Below are 17,163 nucleotides of genomic sequence, written 5' to 3' on the forward strand. Positions count from 1 at the left end.
TTTAAAATGCTACTGGATAAATAAAGTTTTGGATGCTTTGTAAAAAGTCATAATAAACAAAACTTAAGGATTGCGGAACGAAAAAGGCTCGTCTTATACCAACCGACATTATGAAATTATTCTTTAAAAGCAAAACTGAAGTTATAAAAAGATTCAATGCCGGAAGCATGTAATACATAAGTTTTTCTGAATAAATTAAAAATACAAAAAGGTTTATAATCAGCGAAAAAAGATAAAACTTTGAACCGTTTATGGTAAAGATTAATGCCTGAACTATTAATGGAATAACTATAAGGTAATACCTTCTTATCTTTGCAAAATATGCGATGCTTGCTGGGATAACAACAAGTGCTGACCATTGAAGTATATATTTTAAATAACCTGGAAGAATATCTCTTGATTTAAATCTTATATCATAAACCTTCTCGAGGTTAAACAAATAGTAAAGTGAATTTCCATATTTAACATAAGCTAAAATATTTATTATTGCAAAAACAATAAATGTTGCAACAAGTAAATATAAATAAAGTGCATTTGAAGAATAAATTCTTTCCTTCCTTATATTAATTTTATAAATTAGAAATATTACGTGAAGAATAATAAATGATATTACCACCATATAAAAATATGCTCTTGCATTATCAGACATCCAATAAAATACCGAAAGTGGGACAAACAATAAATTGTATAAAATAAAGCTGAAGCTTAAATAAATACTCTTGTTTATATCATAATAAAAATAAATAAGCCCAAGTAAAAATATAAATATTATTGCTTCAACAAGCTTTAAATAATTAAGATTTAGAGCATATCCTACTTGATAAGTGTAATCCTGATAAACATAAAAGTAATAATAATAACTATAACACAAAAGAACAAAGTATATTCCAAGGCTTATTATAAATCTTTTCCTCTCCATCAACCTTTCAAACATCATATGTTCCCCCAGTCAAACAAAAGTTTAATATTAAGCCCCCTTATTGGAGTAAAATCCTTTATCCTGTTTTGGGATAAATCAAGCTCCTTTAGATTCTTAAGATTCTCAAAACCATCTATTTTTTCTATCCTGTTTGCAGATAGATTTAAAACCTCTAGATTTAAAAGATTAGTTAAAGGCTTTGCATCTTTTATCTGATTGTTGGCAAGATCCAAATACTTTAATGATTTAACATTAGCAAGGGCAGATACATCCTCTATATTGTTTTCGTAAGCAATAATCTCCTCTAATCCTTTTAAATTTTCCAACCCATTAAGATTTCTAAGGTTATTATTAGAAATATTTAGTTTCTTTAAACTTTTGAAAAACCTTAAATCTTCTAAAGTTTCCACACCCTGAAACCTCAAATCCAGCTCCGTAATCCCAGCAACATCCTTTACATAAACTTCTCCTTCGCCTTTACCGATGTAGGATCTTATCGTCCTTTCAAGATTTTTGTCCTTAAAAATAATGGGGTTTAACCCGTCCTCAGCAGCAACATCATTTTTGCTATCTTATTTTCATAATTTGCCTTTGCGCGGAACCTTTCAGGATACATTATAGTAATCGAAGCATTAATAATAAAAATAAAGGCATAAATTATTAACAAGGCATTAAATATTCTACTTTTAAAAAGATTATCTATCTTTTCCTTAAACAATTTTATCACCTTCTAACTTTTTGTAGATATTTAAAAGCTTTTTCTCATTAACATCCCAATTATACCTTTCAAAAACTGCCCTAAATCCATTCTCACCCATTTTATAAGCTAATTCCTTGTTTTCAATGAGGTAATCTATAGCCTCTGCAATCTTTTCAGGATCAGTAGGATCCACCAAAAGGCCGCAGTTTTCCCCTCCACTATATTTCTCATCATAGGAAAGTCGCTTGCGATAACCGCCGTCTTAGACATCATGTATTCAAATAGCTTAATAGGCTCAGAATTTACATATCTCCAATTCTTAGGCTGCAGAAGTATAAAACCAGCAAAGGCTTTGTTTAAATATTCTAAAACATCCTTATGGCCTATTCTTCCAGTCCACTCTATATCTTTATCCTTTAAATTTTCCTTTGCAAAACTCATTATCTTATCTTCAGTTTCTTTGTCTCTAAAATTTCCAATAAAAATAAATTTTGCATCGCCCCTTATTATTTTTATTGCCTCCAAAGTCTTTAAAATACCCCTATCCTCAGAGAGCCCTCCAGCATAGACGAATATAGGCTTTTCGCTAAAAGTCTTTTTAGGTTCCCCTCTAAAACAGGATAGTTTGTAATAAGCTCAACGTTTTTATTCCATTTTTTAAACTTATCAACTAAAATGTCGTTAACAGTTACGATATAATCTGCCTTTTTAGCAAGATTTTTCTCATATATATAAATGAATTTCTTTGCAACATCATAAAGGCCTTTAAAGTGTTCAGCAAAGGCTTCAGGATAATATTCGTGGGAATCATATATTATCTTTTTATTTAAATTTTTCTTAAGCTTAACCGCAACTTGAAAGGAATCCGGCTCATGGGCATGATAGACATCAGCATTAATCTCTGCAGCTATCTTATACATATCCCTCATAGGCCTTATTCTGTCATACCAAGCCCTTCTTTTTTAAAACATCTTACAATAATTCCATCCTCAGTAACAAAATCCTTATCCCCAGGGGCAACCAAATATATTTCATCGTAAACCTTTTTAGGGACAAAATCTCCTTATAATAAATCCTATTATCAAACACATTATGGCTGGATGTTAACATGCAAATCCTCATACTGCACCACCAAATTATTTTTTCTTAAAACCAATTTTAAAGCATCATCAAGCTCTTCTAATTTTAATACTTTAAGGGAAATAAAATAAACTAAAATGCCTGTTATTACAGATAGCGTTAGATTTATAGCCATTCCAACAAATCCTTTAAGATAAAGCTTTAAAAAGGAATCTAACGCAAAAACACAAAAGCCCATTATAATGGCTGCTAGAGTTATTTTAGAGAATGATTTAAAAATCCTCTTTCCTCCAACTCCGCCAATTCTTTTACTTAAAGCAATTCCAAGTAGAATACTTGTTGTAATAGCAGAGATGGATGTTGCAAAAGCAAGTCCACCTATTCCAAGGAATCTCACTAAAATTAAATTTAAAGTTATATTTAAAAGCACTCCAACTATTCCGTTTAGCATTGGAGTTTTTGTATCGTTTATTCCATAAAATGCCCTATTAAATACATCCCTTACCCCATAAAAGGGAAGGCCTAAAAGTAAATAGGAAAGGGCATAGGCGGTAAGATTTAAGGAATTGTCGTTAAACATGCCCCTTTTGAAAAATATAGTCAAAATATCAACCTTAAGAACAAATAGGCCTACCGCAGCAGGAACCATTATAAGAAGGATGCTTACAATCCCTTTATGGATAAAAATTTTCATATTATCATAGGCCTTATTTGCACCTTCCCTTGATATCGCAGGATATATTACCATAACAATAGATGCAACAAAGACTCCATAGAGCATGCTGTTTACGTTTATTGCAAAATTGTAGGCGGAAATATTGCCTGTTGGAAGGCTGGATGCCATGGTTTTATCAATAATTGAGTTGATTTGATTAACCGTTGTCCCAATAAGTATTGGCATAATTAAATAAAGCATTTCCTTAACCTGTGGATCCTTAAAATCTATATTATAGCTATACTTATATCCATGTTTTATAAGATAAGGAATTTGAATTATAAATTGCATAGTATATCCTAAAAGCGTTGCAATAGAAAGCCCTACAATTCCAAACTTTGCCCCTAAGATTAAATAAATTATAATAGGAAGGTCAAGGGCAATTCCCACCATGGCAGGTGCTTTAAATTCGTTAAGCGTCTGAAGAATCGACATAAATGCCGCAGTCATGCTAAGGGCTAATATATTGAACATACTTATTCTTGTTAGCTTAACTGTTAATGAAAACTTCTCACCGTAAAATCCATGGGCAATAATTCTAACTATCTGAGGCGATAAAACAAAGCCTAAAAGGAAAAAGGCAACTGAAAATAAAAACAATATGTTCATTACATTATTTGCAAACTTTATCATCTCATCCTTTCCCTTTTGAGTTAAGTTTCTACTCAAAAGGGGAATAAATGTAGTATTTACAGCAGCCCCTATTACTGAATAAATAATAAGGGGAATAGTTAAGGATACCACATAGGCATCGCTCTCTATGGTGGTTCCAAAGCTGCTTGCAATAAGGATAGTCCTAAAAAGCCAAAAACTTTGCTAAGGATGGTAATAAAGATTACCACCCCTGCAGCCTTTGCAAGATTAACTCTTCCCATCACAACCTCCATTATCTTTTGAATAGTTTAACAGCTTCCTCAAGTTTTTCTGCAACATAATTTGCCTCTTCATCGGATAAATCGTTGTAGAATGGAAGTGCAACACATCTTCTTCCTGCATCTGAAGTTACCGGAAAATCTTCTTCTTTATATCCAAACATATCAACCATATAAGGCTGAACATGGATTGGTGTAAAGTATGGTCTACAACCTACTCCATTTTCCTTAAGATATGCCATTACCTTGTCCCTGTCAACATCCTTAGAAAGTTTAACAACATAAACAAAATAGCTCATGACATCAACCTTTGGATCAATATATGGAACTTCAACGCCCTCGATTTTGCTTAAAATTTCATCATATCTTTTAGCCACTTTTAGCCTCTTCTGAATTATTTCATCAAGCCTATCCATCTGAATGGAACCTAATGCAGCATTAAGCTCGCTCATTCTGTAGTTATATCCTAATCTTTCGTGGTGAAGCCAAAAACCAGTTATGGCTCTGCCTTGACTTCTTAAGCTTTGGGCAAGCTCTGCTATTTCTTTACTATCAGTTACAATTATTCCACCTTCGCCAGTTGTAATCTGCTTGTTTGGATAAAAGGCAAAGGCTGCTGCATCAGCAAGCTTTCCTGCCTTTACGCCATCGTAAACTGAACCGAGAGCTTCGCAGCTATCTTCGATAAGATGAAGATTATGTTTATCTGCAATTTCCCTTAATCTTTTCATATTAATAGGCTGACCAAAAACGTCAACTGCAAGTATCGCCTTCGTTTTTGGAGTAATATGCTTTTCAACTTCATCTATGTTCATGTTTAATGTTTTAGGGTCTATGTCAACAAATACAGGCTTTGCCCCCTCCATTAAAAAGCAGTTTACAGAGGCAACAAAGCTAAAGGGAGTTGTTATAACCTCATCGTCCTTTCCTATTCCAAGGGCCTTTACGATAAGGTTTAGGGCGCTTGTTCCGCTATTTACTGCAACTGCATATTTTACGCCGACATATTCAGCAACTTTTTTCAAATTCTTCTATTTTAGGTCCTATGCTTAAAATGCCGGATTTCATAACCTCCACAACGGCATCTATTTCCCTTTGGGTAATATCTGGTTTTGCCAATGGAACTTTCATTCTAAATCCTCCTTAAACTTTATAACTTTAGCTGGCACACCAACAGCAACGGCATTGTCTTCAATGTCCTTAATAACCGTCCCTCCAGCGCCAATAGTAACGTTTTTGCCGATGTTTACTCCAGGAATCACATTAGCGCCAGTTCCTACATGGGTAAGATCCCCCACCCTTACCGTGCCAGCAAGGTGAGCTCCGGGGGATATATGGGCAAAATCCCCTATTATGTTATCGTGCTCAATAACTGCCGATGAATTTATAATGGCAGCCCTTCCAATTTTAGCACTGTTGTTTATAACCGCCATAGGCATTACAACAGTTCCTTCCCCTATCTCCACATTTCCACCTATAACGGCGCTTGGATGAACTGCAGTAAAAAGATCAACACCAAAAGAATTTAGTTTTTGAACTATAATTTTTCTAATTTTATTATCGCCAATTGCAGGAACAGCCTTTAAATTGGGATAAATCTCCTTAAGACCTTTAATGTCATCCATCTTTCCTAAAATTTTATAGCCCAATATTTCTCCCTCTTTGTTATCATCAATAAAGCCTAATATGTTTATATTGTTAATATTTTTCATAGCAAGAAGAATATCAAGGATAACCCTTGCATGGCCTCCTGCACCTACTATTATAACATCTATCATACCATCACCTACAGCTCATCCTTATCTTTTATTATAAACTTTTCCTTTTCAGCGTAAACACCTTCACCCTTTAAAACAACTAAAAAGGTTTTAAAGAAAATCTTTATATCCATCCAAAGGTTCCAGTTTTCCACATAATAAACATCATACTTTATCCTTTCAGGCCAGGATAGGGAGTTTCTTCCGTTAACCTGAGCAAGGCCTGTAACCCCAGGCTTCATTAAAAGCCTTTTTCTTTGGAAATCGTCGTATTTTTCAACTTGATACATAAGAGTTGGCCTTGGACCTATTATGCTCATCTCGCCCTTTAAAATGTTTATAAGCTGTGGAAGCTCATCAAGGCTTGTTTTTCTTAAAAATCTCCCTATCCTTGTAATTCTCGGGTCATTTTCACCTGTATAATAGCCATCACCAATCTTTTCAGCGTTTTTAACCATTGTTCTAAATTTATATATCATAAATGGCTTTCCATTAAGTCCTGCTCTTTCCTGCCTAAAAATACCTCTCCCTCTGAATCAAGTTTAATGAGAATTGCAATTATTAAAAACAGAGGGGATAAAACAATAAGAAGGATTAGACTTAAAAGAAAGTCAAATAGCCTTTTTATAAAAAGCTGTAACTTTTTCATCCTCTCACATCCTTAAAACAAACTTTCAAGTCTATCAACAAGTTTTGATATATCGTGGTTTTCCTCGACGTATCTTCTTCCCTTTTCACCAAGGGCCCTTCTTTCGTCCTCTGTCATTCTTGAAAGTGTAACAAGTGCATTTGCAAATTCAACCGGCGATTCAGGGTTTATTGAAATTCCTGCACCGGATTCTTTAACTAAATCGTTTGTTGCCCTGCAGGAGAATAAAATAGGATTTCCACTGCAAAGATAATCGAACATCTTGTTAGGGCTAATTCCATATTTAAAAACATCAAGGTCTTTAAGGTTAAATAAGCATATATCTATATTTTTAAGAAGATGCGGAACATCAACCTTTTTGATTGGATCGTATATATAAACATTATCAAGCTGCATATCTTCTTTAAGCTTAATTAGCCTTTCCTTCTCAGGACCATCCCCAATTAGCAGGATATCTATATTGTTTATCCCCTTCTCTTTGATTATCTTTGCAGCCTCAAGGATTACATGAAGGGCGTTTGCAGGTCCCATAGCTCCAAGGTAAACCGCCTTTATTTTACCCTCATGCTCCTTTAAAATATTCTTAACATCCTGACTCATACCCTTATTTAACACATCATCAAACCTTTTTACTAATACTCCATTTGGAATATAAACTATCTTATCTTTATAGTTTCCAACAGATTTTATATAATCTCCTGCGCCGGGTAAAAGGACTATTATCTTTTCTGCTCTATCATAAATAAACTTTTCAATTGCATAAAACACCTTTGCAGGAAGACTGTCTTTTTCATAGCCCCCATGTCGATTAAAGTTTCCGGCCAAAGGTCCCTAATCTCTGCTATATACCTTGCATTAAAATTTCTTGCAAGGTAGTATCCTGCAATACATGTAAATGGATGAACGGATGACGCTATGATTACATCCGGCCTTTCAAATTTTTTCAAAAGTTTATATGAATTTATTGCAAAGGAAATCATATTGATAAATCTTTTATAATCGTTTGTTTTATATGGAAAAGTTCTAATCCAAAGGAATTTAACTCCATTTATATTTTCTATTCTATATTTTTCCCCTTCATTCAACCTTTCAGTTCTTGTTTTTAAATCAAAGCTGGAGGCAATAACTGTAACGTCATATCCCCTTTTACAAGTTCCTCTGCAAAATCAAAGTGCCTTGTCCCGCCGCCAATTGTTGGTGGAACAGCATAGTGGTTCATTATCCAGATTCTTTTCATCAAACCAACACCTCAGTCCAGCATTTATTTTTGCAATGTCCTGTTTATGATTTCCACAATTCTTTCGCTTGAATGCCCATTACCAAAATAATCGTGTTTTTCACCCTTTGGCATAAAGAATCTAATAGCATTTAAAATGGCCTCATAATCGCTTCCAACAAGGACATTCCATCCATCTTCAACCGTTTCAATCCACTCGGTCTCCTCCCTCATGGTAATACATGGAACGTCTAAGAAATAGCTTTCCTTTTGGACTCCGCCGCTATCGGTTAATATCTTTTAGCAGACAATTCAAGCATAATCATGTCAAGGTAACCAACGGGCTCTATAATCTCTATATTTTGTCCAACTTCTATGCCATAATCATTTATAAATTTTCTTGTTCTTGGGTGAAGGGGAAGAACTATTTTTTCATTAGAATCCTTTAAGGCATTGAATATATTTATAAGTTTTTCTTTATAATTTGTATTTTCAGCCCTGTGGATTGTAACAAGGATATATTCCTTTTCCTTAAGGCTTAATCTTTCTAAAATGTTTGATTTCTTCTTTGCAATTTCAATGTTATAAAGTATGCTGTCGAACATTACATCCCCAACGTTGTAAACTCCCTTTTCAATTCCTTCCCTTTTTAAATTCTTAACTGCTGTTTCCGTTGGGCAAAACAATAAATCTGAAATGTGGTCTGTTAAAACCCTATTTTGCTCCTCTGGCATTGCCTTGTTAAAGCTTCTTAATCCTGCTTCAACGTGAATAACAGGGATGAGAAGCTTACTTGCGGCAAGGGCACCTGCCAAAGTTGAATTTGTATCGCCGTAAACTAATACAGCATCAGGTTTTTCTTTTAAAATTACTTCTTCTATTTTTATTAGCATATTCCCCGTCTGCTCTCCATGTTTTCCCGATCCAACATTAAGGTTATAGTCCGGTTTTGGGATATTAAGCTCTTCAAAAATATATTCGACATATTTTCATCATAATGTTGTCCTGTATGGACTATTATTTCCTTAAAATGTTTTCTAATCTCCCTTGACACTGGAGCAGCCTTTATAAACTGGGGCCTTGCTCCGATTACCGTTAGTATTTTCATATAATCCTCCTTAAAATTGATTCTTTAAAAGCTGATCCTCTGGAACATCCTTGAAGTATTTTGCTGGATTTCCTGCAACGATCTTTCCAGATTCCACATCCTTAGTAACAACTGAACCTGCTGCCACAAATCCATCCTCATAAATAGTTTTCCCGGGCAATATAGTTGCCTGTGCACCGACTCTTCCACCTTTTTTTATCGTAACTCCCTTAAAATGTTTAAATCTTTCCTTTGACCTTGCTGCAAAATTATCGTTAGAGGTTACAACGCCTGGTGCAACAAATACGTAGTCCTCAAGCTCTGAATAGGCTGTAATATAGGCGTTTGTCTCAAGTTTACAGTTAGAGCCAACCTTACAGAAATTTTCAACTGCAACGCCGCGTCCTATAATCGTTTTGCTGCCAATTGTTACATTTTCCCTAATCGTTGCAAGGTCTGCAACCAATGTGTTTTCTCCTATTTCACAGCCGCAGTAGATTATAACTCCTGCGCCTACAAGGCATCCACTTCCTATCTTTGCAGGGGAAGCTCCTTTTCATCTTTAAATATGCTGTTTACCGCCCTCATTGGCTTTTTGCCTATAACAGTATTATCATCGATCCTTACATTATCCCCAATAACAGTCCCTTTATGAATAACAACGTTGTTGCCAATTATACAATTGTTTCCTATAAAGACGTCATCTTCAATTACAGTAAACTTACCAACGGATACATTATCCCCAAGCTTTGCGCTCTCCGAAATATAATTCATACAAATCCTCCTTAGTAATAATTGAGCATTACTAATGCTAAATCATATAAAAACTTTCATACAATCTTTTAATATTTTCTTTAAAATTTTCAAATGTAAATCCATTCCAATTAGCAGGATGACTTAAAAACAGTATCTTTTTCTTATTTTCTTTGATAGCATCAACCACTGAATATCCATCCCTCCAAAAGGGCTTTAACCTTGCATCTGAAACATAGGCATCCAAACTTTCTAATAGCTCTTTTTATATGTTTCCACTGTTATTCCTAAGTCTTCATAGCTATATTTTTCAAACAAATAATGATTTGGAACTCCTATATGCCTATTATAAAAATCTCCATGACTTGCTATGGATTTTATGTCATAGCCTTTAAAATACGTATTCAAGTTACTTACAAATTCGTCATAAATATTTTCCAAATCCTTTTCAATTATGCTAAGTTTACTTTTTATTTTATTCCTTTTACAATATGTTGCAAGCTCTTCGTAGTGATATCCAACTTCGCTGCTATATTTAACTATGTCGTCCATTAAAGAATAATCAATAGTGCTTAATCTAAAATAATATGATGCTTTAACATTATACCTTTTTTCTATTTCAAAGAAAATCCTTGCACCTTTTTTGTCAACATCGATATCATGTCTTAAAATTAATACCTTTTCATCTTTATTCATATAATTTCTATAATAATCTATAACAGAAGTTACGATGTATCCCTTTTCAATAGCTAATCTAATTATATCCTCATATTCCTTAAATCTAGGTTCTTTTAAAAAATCTGCATATACTCTTTCAAAAATCGCTTCATCCATCCCACCTTCGTTACCTTATGCCCTACTAATAAAATGCATATATGTTTTACATAAATTAACCTTATTATATAGTATCAATTTCGTATAGATTTTTATTTAATTTTAATATCCGCGTCCTTCATATCAAGGGTTGAAAATTCTCCAATTGGGAATTTAACAGGCATTCCTGTTTTTGTGACTTATACGCTGCAAGTATTATTTCCATTCCCTTTTTGCCTTCTTCGCCGTTAACAAGTGGCTCCCTATTATTCTTTATAGCGTCTATCATATCCTTAAATAAAGGTGTGTGGCCGTATCCGTAAACTGTATCAGGATCGCCTTCCTGCATCTTAAGTATTTCTTCCTCTGAATCCTTACCATCTGCAAATCTCCAAGTTTCAATTCTATTTACTGCAAGGCCGCCAATAACAACTGAGCCATTTTCACCAAATATACTTAATGTCTCTTCTAAATTCTTTGGATATACACAAGCGCTTCCTTCTACAATTCCAATTGCACCGTTTTTGAATCTGATTATAATAGCGCCAAAATCTTCAGCTTCTATATCCCTTATAAAGTTCCCTGTTTGGGCATAAACGGAATCGATCTCTCCTCCCATCATCCATTGAAGAAGGTCGATGTCATGTATGCACTGATTCATCAATGTTCCACCATCGAGCTCCCAAGTTCCCCTCCATGGTGCCTGCTTGTAGTAGTTCATATTTCTATTCCATCTAATGCTTGCCATTCCGTTGATTAGCTTTCCAAATCTTCCTTCCTCAAGGGCCCTTCTTAGCATTTGGATTGGCTTATTGAATCTGTTTTGGTGGCATACACAGAGTTTAACGCCTTTTCCCTTTGCGATTTCAATCATCTTATCGGCATCCTTTGTTGAAAGGGCCATTGGTTTTTCAACTATAACGTGCTTTCCCTTTTCCATACAGTAAATTGCAATTTCTGGGTGATATCCACTTTCTGTAGCAATAGTTACAACATCTATATCTTCCTTTTCAAGCATCTTTTTATAATCCGTATAAACATTTACCTTTGCACCTTCTATTTTATTTGTATATTCATTGGCCTTTTCTTTTGCCTTTTCCATATCAACATCGCAGGTTGCAACAAGCTCTGCCTCCTCATGATTATTTACAATCGCCTCAACATGCTTATATGAAATTCTTCCACATCCAATTATCGCAAACTTTAACTTCATGATACTACCTCCTTGAGTGCCTGCCTCTTGACTTTTTGACTTTTTGACATTTTCAAATTTTTCCATATAAAATTTTTAGCCATCTTAGTAAAATTATTTCACAATACTTTAATGTAACTTGCTTTTAAAACCAATAATCTCATTATCCCTTTTTTCTATTATTGGGACTTATTTTTTTTAACCCGATTATCGTCTCGAATTTTTAAGTCCATACTTTTATTTCCCTAAAGTTTATAAAAGTAATGAACCGTCCCTTTTACAAAGGCACTTTTGCAAAAGCAAAAGTGCCTAAGGGATTAAAGCTTGATTATCTTGTCTCTGTTTTCTAAAACTTCTTTAGTTGCATTTCTTGTGTCAAATACAACTTTTGCATTTTTTACTATAAAATCATAATCATACTTTGAATGGTCTGTTGTTATTATTACTATATCCGCATCCTTTAAAGTTTCTTCTGTAAGTTCAACTGACACATAATGCTTTCCGTTGTGTGTAAACTCTGGTATATATGGATCGTTGTATGAAACTTTAGCATTTCTCTTTTCAAGATGTTCAATTACCTTTAAAGTTGGTGATTCTCTTAAATCATCTATATCCTTCTTATACGCTGCACCTAAAAGTAAAACCTTTGAACCGTTTAGCGGCTTTTTAAAGTCGTTTAATATGTGTGATGCCTTTTCCACAACAAACTCTGGCATGTAGTCGTTTATTTCCCCTGCTATTTCAATTAGTCTTGTATGATAATCATATTCCCTTGCCTTCCATGTTAAATAGAATGGGTCTATTGGAATGCAGTGACCACCAAGACCTGGCCCTGGATAGAATGCCATAAATCCGTATGGCTTTGTCTTTGCTGCTTCTATAACTTCCCATACGTCTATTCCCATTCTTTCGCAAAGGATTGCCATTTCGTTTACAAGGGCTACGTTTATATTTCTAAACGTATTTTCAAGTATCTTTTCCATCTCTGCTACCGCTGGTGATGATACTGTAAATATTTCTCCTTCTAGAACGTTTCTATATAAAGTTGCTGCTATCTCTGTGCAGTCCTTAGTAACTCCACCTACTACCTTTGGTGTATTCTTTGTCTTGAAGAACTTGTTACCTGGGTCAACCCTCTCTGGTGAGAAGGCAAGATAAAAGTCCTCTCCGCACTTTAATCCTGTCTTTTCAAGTATTGGCTTTACAACTTCCTCTGTTGTTCCTGGATATGTTGTTGACTCTAAAACTACAAGCATTCCCTTATGAAGATACTTTGCTATGCTCTCTGTTGAATTAACAACATATGTTATATCCGGCTGCTTATACTTATCAAGCGGTGTTGGAACGCATATTGCAACGCAGTCAACCTCTGCAATTTTTGAATAATCAGTTGTTGCATAGATCATTCCCTTTTTAACAAGATCAGCAAGTTCCTCATCAACAACGTCCCCTATGTAGTTGTGTCCTTCGTTTACCATGTCGCATCTTTTTTGCTGAATGTCAAAGCCTATTACCTTATAGCCTGCCTTTGCCTTTTCAACTGCAAGGGAAGCCCAACATAACCAAGGCCCACAACACCAATTACCGCTGTTTTATTTTGTATCTTTTCTAAGAGCATTTCTTTAGTTGACATACATTTTCCTCCTTTTTCTTAAGTGCCTGGCACTTGACTTTTTGACATTTTGACATTTCCATATAGTTCCATTGAAGTATCGTTTTTATAGTTAAAACATTAACAATTAAATTTTATCTTAAAATTATCCTCATTACAACTTAACTTTTGGTGCCTGGCACCTTATTTTAAGTTTTCGAACTCCTTAATTTTTTCTGCAACATATTTTTGCTGCTCTAAAGTAAGTTCTGGATATAGTGGAATTGCAAAGGTCCTTTTGCTTGCATATTCTGCATTTGGAAGGTCCCCTTCCTTGTATCCAAGGTCCTTGTATACGTTTTGTAGATGCAGTGGAACCGGGTAGTATATTCCTGTTGCTACCCCATTGTCCTTAAGGTATTTTATTAGCTCATCCCTCTTTTCATGTTGAATTATATATAAATGATATATATGTTTATTATAATCCCTTGCAACTGGTAGTTTACAGCTTGTGTCCTTTAAAAGCTCGTTATAAATTTCTGCCTTTTCTGCCCTTTTTCTGTTCCATTCATCTAAATACTTAAACTTAACATTTAAAATGGCCGCCTGAAGCTCATCGAGTCTGCTGTTATATCCTAAGATCTCATGATAATATTTTACCTTGCTTCCGTGGAACCTTAGCATTCTAATCCTTTCAGCAACAGCATCATCATTTGTAACAACCATTCCTCCATCGCCGTATCCGCCTAAATTTTTAGTTGGGAAGAAGGAAAAACAAGCTGCATGGCCTATTGAACCCGCCTTTTTTCCCTTATACTCAGCACCAATTGCCTGGCAAGCATCCTCTATAACTATAAGATTATGCTTTTTAGCAATCTCCATTATCCTATCCATATCCACCATCTGGCCAAAGATGTGGACAGGGATTATGGCCTTTGTCCTCTCAGTGATTTTTTCCTCAATCCTATCTACATCAATGCAGTATGTATCAGGGTCTATATCAACAAAGACTGGCTTTGCCCCTGCCTGGGATATCGTCTCTGCCGATGCAAAAAGGTAAAGGGTGATGTTATAACCTCGTCTCCTTCTCCTATCCCAAAGGCCTTAAGTGTTAATAAAAGGGCATCTGTTCCATTAGCAACACCAATACCATGTTTTACGCCGCAGTATTTTGCAATATCCTCTTCAAGCTTTTTAACCTGCGATCCTAAGATATAGTGTCCTGACTCTATAGTTGATATTACAGCCTCTTTAATCTCATCTTTGATAGTCTCATACTGTGCCAAAAGATCCAAAAGCTGAATGTTCATAATTAAACCTCCCAAGCTTAATCTTGCTTTCTTTTATACGTTGGAACAAATTCCTCCATAAGTTTAAATATCTTTTCATCCTCATCATCTAAAGCATCAATAAGGCTCTCTATCATAGAATTAATCTTATCAACATCAAACTCTCCAGGCTTTCCGATAAATATCTTCTTATGCTTTGTCTTTTTAAGCCCCTCTTCATTCATCAAAAGCTCCTCATAGAGCTTTTCTCCAGGCCTTAAACCGGTAAATTCAATCTTTATATCCTTATCCGGCTCAAACCCTGAAAGCCTTATAAGCTGCCTTGCAAGATCCACAATTTTAACAGGTTTTCCCATATCAAGGACAAAAATCTCTCCACCCTCTGCCATTGCGCCTGCTTGAATTACAAGCTGTGCCGCCTCAGGTATGGTCATAAAGTATCTGTTTATCTCAGGATGAGTTACCGTAACCGGACCTCCCTTTTTAATCTGCTCCTTAAAAAGAGGGATTACGCTTCCGCTGCTGCCTAACACATTTCCAAATCTTACAGCAACATATTCGGTTTTACTTACCTTATCATAGGCCTGTATTATCATCTCGGCAAATCTTTTGGTGGCTCCCATTATATTTGTTGGATTAACCGCCTTATCCGTCGAGATTAAAACAAACTTTTCAACGCCAAATTCATCAGCACACTTTACTACATTTAGTGTTCCTAATATATTGTTTTTTATAGCCTCCTTAGGATTAGCCTCCATTAGAGGAACGTGCTTATGGGCTGCTGCATGGAAAACAACGTTTGGCCTGTATTTTTTAAATATCTCCCTTAATCTTTCCCTTTCCCTTATTGAGGCTATTATAACCTCCTGATCAAGGTCCTTGTATTGGGATTTTAATTCCATCGAAAGGTTGTAGGCTCCGTTTTCGTAAATGTCCAATATAAGAAGCTTCTTAGGATTAAACCTTGCAATCTGTCTACATAGCTCTGACCCAATTGAGCCTCCTCCACCGGTTACCAAAACAACCTTATCCTTTAAATAGTCGGCAATCTCGTCGATATTTAGCTCCACCGGCTCCCTTCCTAAAAGATCCTCTATCTCAACGTCTCTTATCTGGCTTATGGTAACCTTACCGCCGATTAACTCATATATCCCTGGCAAAGTCTTTAGCTTGCATCCCGTCTGGCTGCATAGCCTTATAATCTCTGCCCTCTCCTCCTTATCGGCCGAAGGAATGGCAATTAAAATCTCATCTATTGCCATCTCCTCTACTATATCCTCAAGGTCATTTCTATCTCCAACTATAGGAATTCCTTGAATGTATTTTCCCTTTTTAGACTTATCATCATCCACAAAGGCAACAGGAATGTATCCAAGCTCCGGATGCTTTTTCATCTCCTTTGCAACGATTGCTCCTGCATCTCCAGCACCAAATATTAAGATCCTCTTTCCTTTTTGCCTGAAAGGGCCTGCATCCCCTCAAAATGCATTATAACCCTTCTTAGGAATCTAAGTCCTCCACTTGCCATTATCGTAAAGGCCCACATGACAAAATAAACGCTAAGAGGAAGCCTATTTCTCATCACAACACCATATATAAAAGAAACAGCACTTCCTACCGATACCGCAACGATAACCGACAAGAGCTCCTCTATGCTTGCATATCTCCATATGCTTGTATACAGCTTAAATATGTAAAAGGATATAATCATTATTATTGAAATTGGAATAAAGGATTCTCTGTATCTTTCAAGGTATGCCGGAGGTATCCTCCAGGAAAATCTAAAAAGTATCCTAAAAATATCGCAGCGTTTATAAAAATTATGTCGCTTAAAACTAAAAGTGCCACCTTTATCCTGCGTTTCATATCATATTCCCCAATCTTTAGAAAAATTTTAACACAATCATTTATAATTATACTCCATTTGCAAATAATAGTAAAATGTTTTTGCCCCTCTTACCCTTCTTAAATTTTAAATTTTTTATTAAATTTAGGTGCCAGGCACTTAAGATTTAAGATTTTAAAAAAACCGCCCTAAACTTAGGCGGCATTACATTTTTATATTCTTCTTTATCTGTATAATTTCATTCCAATTCTTTGCAGTAATCTCCTCAACTAAACTAAAATCCTTTCTTATTGCCTTTACATCAGCTGCCATTTCAGCAACATCGTATGTAAGCTTATCTATCTCAGCCTTGTGAACTTCACTTGCATGTTCAAGAGCCCTTAAAATCTCCGTGTTTTCCTTTACCTGTTCTTTAATAAGTCCAACTTCACTCTCTAATTTATCCATTCTAGATTCTAACTTATCCATTCTTGATTCTAACTTATCCATTCTTGATTCTAACTTATCCATTCTTTCCTCAAGTCTGTCTAACTTTCTATTAGTCTCCCTTAAATCCTCCCTTAAACCATTGACACCTTCTGTTAGATTTTCAAGAAGCTTTAAAATCTTTTCCTCCATCACCTACACCTCCACTAAAATTTTACCACAAAGCAGCTTTAATAGCAATTTACATATATTTACACA

The 17,163-nt window shown here is 35.2% G+C and carries 18 protein-coding genes and 6 pseudogenes; all 24 read right to left on the reverse strand.

Annotation, left to right across the window (positions count from 1 at the left end; translation table 11 throughout):
- Position 1: 1 nt before the first annotated feature.
- Positions 2 to 937: an O-antigen polymerase gene (locus PWK10_RS09415; protein ID WP_274765870.1), complete on the reverse strand. Its 936-nt coding sequence runs from the start codon at positions 935 to 937 to the stop codon at positions 2 to 4.
- On the reverse strand, positions 934 to 1,329 hold the full coding sequence (locus PWK10_RS09420; RefSeq protein ID WP_274765871.1) for a leucine-rich repeat domain-containing protein: 396 nt from the start codon (positions 1,327 to 1,329) through the stop codon (positions 934 to 936). Before PWK10_RS09420 ends, PWK10_RS09415 begins: the two co-directional genes overlap by 4 nt.
- Before the next feature lie 125 nt (positions 1,330 to 1,454).
- Positions 1,455 to 1,637, reverse strand: coding sequence for a hypothetical protein (locus PWK10_RS09425; RefSeq protein WP_274765872.1), 183 nt, complete (start codon positions 1,635 to 1,637; stop codon positions 1,455 to 1,457).
- Positions 1,630 to 1,815, reverse strand: a complete 186-nt coding sequence (locus tag PWK10_RS09430; protein ID WP_274765873.1) for a glycosyltransferase — start codon at positions 1,813 to 1,815, stop codon at positions 1,630 to 1,632. Before PWK10_RS09430 ends, PWK10_RS09425 begins: the two co-directional genes overlap by 8 nt.
- The gene (locus PWK10_RS09435) at positions 1,773 to 2,195 is read right to left on the reverse strand and encodes a glycosyltransferase (RefSeq protein WP_342455755.1); all 423 of its coding nucleotides are present in this window, start codon (positions 2,193 to 2,195) and stop codon (positions 1,773 to 1,775) included. Before PWK10_RS09435 ends, PWK10_RS09430 begins: the two co-directional genes overlap by 43 nt.
- On the reverse strand, positions 2,150 to 2,548 hold the full coding sequence (locus PWK10_RS09440; RefSeq protein WP_274765874.1) for a glycosyltransferase: 399 nt from the start codon (positions 2,546 to 2,548) through the stop codon (positions 2,150 to 2,152). Before PWK10_RS09440 ends, PWK10_RS09435 begins: the two co-directional genes overlap by 46 nt.
- A gap of 161 nt (positions 2,549 to 2,709) precedes the next feature.
- Positions 2,710 to 4,158, reverse strand: a complete 1,449-nt coding sequence (gene murJ, locus PWK10_RS09445) for a murein biosynthesis integral membrane protein MurJ (protein ID WP_274765875.1) — start codon at positions 4,156 to 4,158, stop codon at positions 2,710 to 2,712.
- Positions 4,159 to 4,300: 142 nt separating this feature from the next.
- A complete protein-coding gene (locus PWK10_RS09450; protein WP_274765876.1) occupies positions 4,301 to 5,311 on the reverse strand; it encodes a DegT/DnrJ/EryC1/StrS family aminotransferase in 1,011 nt (336 codons plus the stop codon).
- Positions 5,295 to 5,417: a hypothetical protein gene (locus tag PWK10_RS09455; RefSeq protein ID WP_274765877.1), complete on the reverse strand. Its 123-nt coding sequence runs from the start codon at positions 5,415 to 5,417 to the stop codon at positions 5,295 to 5,297. Before PWK10_RS09455 ends, PWK10_RS09450 begins: the two co-directional genes overlap by 17 nt.
- Positions 5,414 to 6,064 (reverse strand): acetyltransferase, encoded by a 651-nt coding sequence (locus tag PWK10_RS09460; RefSeq protein ID WP_274765878.1) that lies wholly within the window; start codon positions 6,062 to 6,064, stop codon positions 5,414 to 5,416. The genes PWK10_RS09455 and PWK10_RS09460 overlap by 4 nt, the downstream gene beginning before the upstream one ends.
- Positions 6,065 to 6,072: 8 nt before the next feature.
- Positions 6,073 to 6,692, reverse strand: a pseudogene (locus PWK10_RS09465) (sugar transferase).
- Positions 6,693 to 6,704: 12 nt separating this feature from the next.
- Positions 6,705 to 7,460, reverse strand: a complete 756-nt coding sequence (locus PWK10_RS09470) for a glycosyltransferase family 4 protein (protein WP_274765879.1) — start codon at positions 7,458 to 7,460, stop codon at positions 6,705 to 6,707.
- A complete protein-coding gene (locus PWK10_RS09475; RefSeq protein ID WP_274768212.1) occupies positions 7,412 to 7,816 on the reverse strand; it encodes a hypothetical protein in 405 nt (134 codons plus the stop codon). The genes PWK10_RS09470 and PWK10_RS09475 overlap by 49 nt, the downstream gene beginning before the upstream one ends.
- Positions 7,795 to 7,929, reverse strand: coding sequence for a hypothetical protein (locus PWK10_RS09480; protein ID WP_274765880.1), 135 nt, complete (start codon positions 7,927 to 7,929; stop codon positions 7,795 to 7,797). The genes PWK10_RS09475 and PWK10_RS09480 overlap by 22 nt, the downstream gene beginning before the upstream one ends.
- A 24-nt stretch (positions 7,930 to 7,953) precedes the next feature.
- Positions 7,954 to 9,016: pseudogene (gene wecB, locus PWK10_RS09485) on the reverse strand (non-hydrolyzing UDP-N-acetylglucosamine 2-epimerase).
- 10 nt (positions 9,017 to 9,026) lie between these two features.
- A pseudogene (locus PWK10_RS09490) lies at positions 9,027 to 9,769 on the reverse strand (DapH/DapD/GlmU-related protein).
- Positions 9,770 to 9,806: 37 nt separating this feature from the next.
- Positions 9,807 to 9,995: a hypothetical protein gene (locus tag PWK10_RS09495; RefSeq protein ID WP_274765881.1), complete on the reverse strand. Its 189-nt coding sequence runs from the start codon at positions 9,993 to 9,995 to the stop codon at positions 9,807 to 9,809.
- A 5-nt stretch (positions 9,996 to 10,000) separates the two neighbouring features.
- On the reverse strand, positions 10,001 to 10,582 hold the full coding sequence (locus PWK10_RS09500; protein ID WP_274765882.1) for a hypothetical protein: 582 nt from the start codon (positions 10,580 to 10,582) through the stop codon (positions 10,001 to 10,003).
- Between the two features lie 92 nt (positions 10,583 to 10,674).
- Positions 10,675 to 11,777, reverse strand: a pseudogene (locus PWK10_RS09505) (Gfo/Idh/MocA family protein).
- Between the two features lie 293 nt (positions 11,778 to 12,070).
- Positions 12,071 to 13,386 (reverse strand): annotated as a pseudogene (locus PWK10_RS09510) (nucleotide sugar dehydrogenase).
- Positions 13,387 to 13,548: 162 nt separating this feature from the next.
- Positions 13,549 to 14,654: pseudogene (locus PWK10_RS09515) on the reverse strand (DegT/DnrJ/EryC1/StrS family aminotransferase).
- A gap of 17 nt (positions 14,655 to 14,671) precedes the next feature.
- Positions 14,672 to 16,075, reverse strand: coding sequence for a polysaccharide biosynthesis protein (locus PWK10_RS09520; protein ID WP_342455756.1), 1,404 nt, complete (start codon positions 16,073 to 16,075; stop codon positions 14,672 to 14,674).
- Entirely contained in the window at positions 16,069 to 16,275 is a 207-nt protein-coding gene (locus PWK10_RS18655) for a hypothetical protein (RefSeq protein ID WP_342455489.1), read from the reverse strand. Before PWK10_RS18655 ends, PWK10_RS09520 begins: the two co-directional genes overlap by 7 nt.
- A gap of 408 nt (positions 16,276 to 16,683) precedes the next feature.
- The gene (locus tag PWK10_RS09525; protein WP_446715241.1) at positions 16,684 to 17,100 is read right to left on the reverse strand and encodes a hypothetical protein; all 417 of its coding nucleotides are present in this window, start codon (positions 17,098 to 17,100) and stop codon (positions 16,684 to 16,686) included.
- Positions 17,101 to 17,163: the final 63 nt, after the last annotated feature.

The organism is Caloramator sp. Dgby_cultured_2 (genome assembly GCF_028872215.1).
Lineage (GTDB): Bacteria > Bacillota > Clostridia > Clostridiales > Caloramatoraceae > Caloramator > Caloramator australicus.

What these genes read in the sequence shown, in the direction of transcription:
- PWK10_RS09455 (WP_274765877.1), bottom strand. Translation starts at nt 5,417, where the DNA reads ATGAAAGTTCCATTGGCAAAACCAGATATTACCCAAAGGGAAATAGAT.
- PWK10_RS09500 (WP_274765882.1), bottom strand. Translation starts at nt 10,582, where the DNA reads ATGGATGAAGCGATTTTTGAAAGAGTATATGCAGATTTTTTAAAAGAA.
- PWK10_RS09480 (WP_274765880.1), bottom strand. Translation starts at nt 7,929, where the DNA reads ATGAAAAGAATCTGGATAATGAACCACTATGCTGTTCCACCAACAATT.
- PWK10_RS09415 (WP_274765870.1), bottom strand. Translation starts at nt 937, where the DNA reads ATGATGTTTGAAAGGTTGATGGAGAGGAAAAGATTTATAATAAGCCTT.
- PWK10_RS09460 (WP_274765878.1), bottom strand. Translation starts at nt 6,064, where the DNA reads ATGATAGATGTTATAATAGTAGGTGCAGGAGGCCATGCAAGGGTTATC.
- PWK10_RS09440 (WP_274765874.1), bottom strand. Translation starts at nt 2,548, where the DNA reads ATGAGGGATATGTATAAGATAGCTGCAGAGATTAATGCTGATGTCTAT.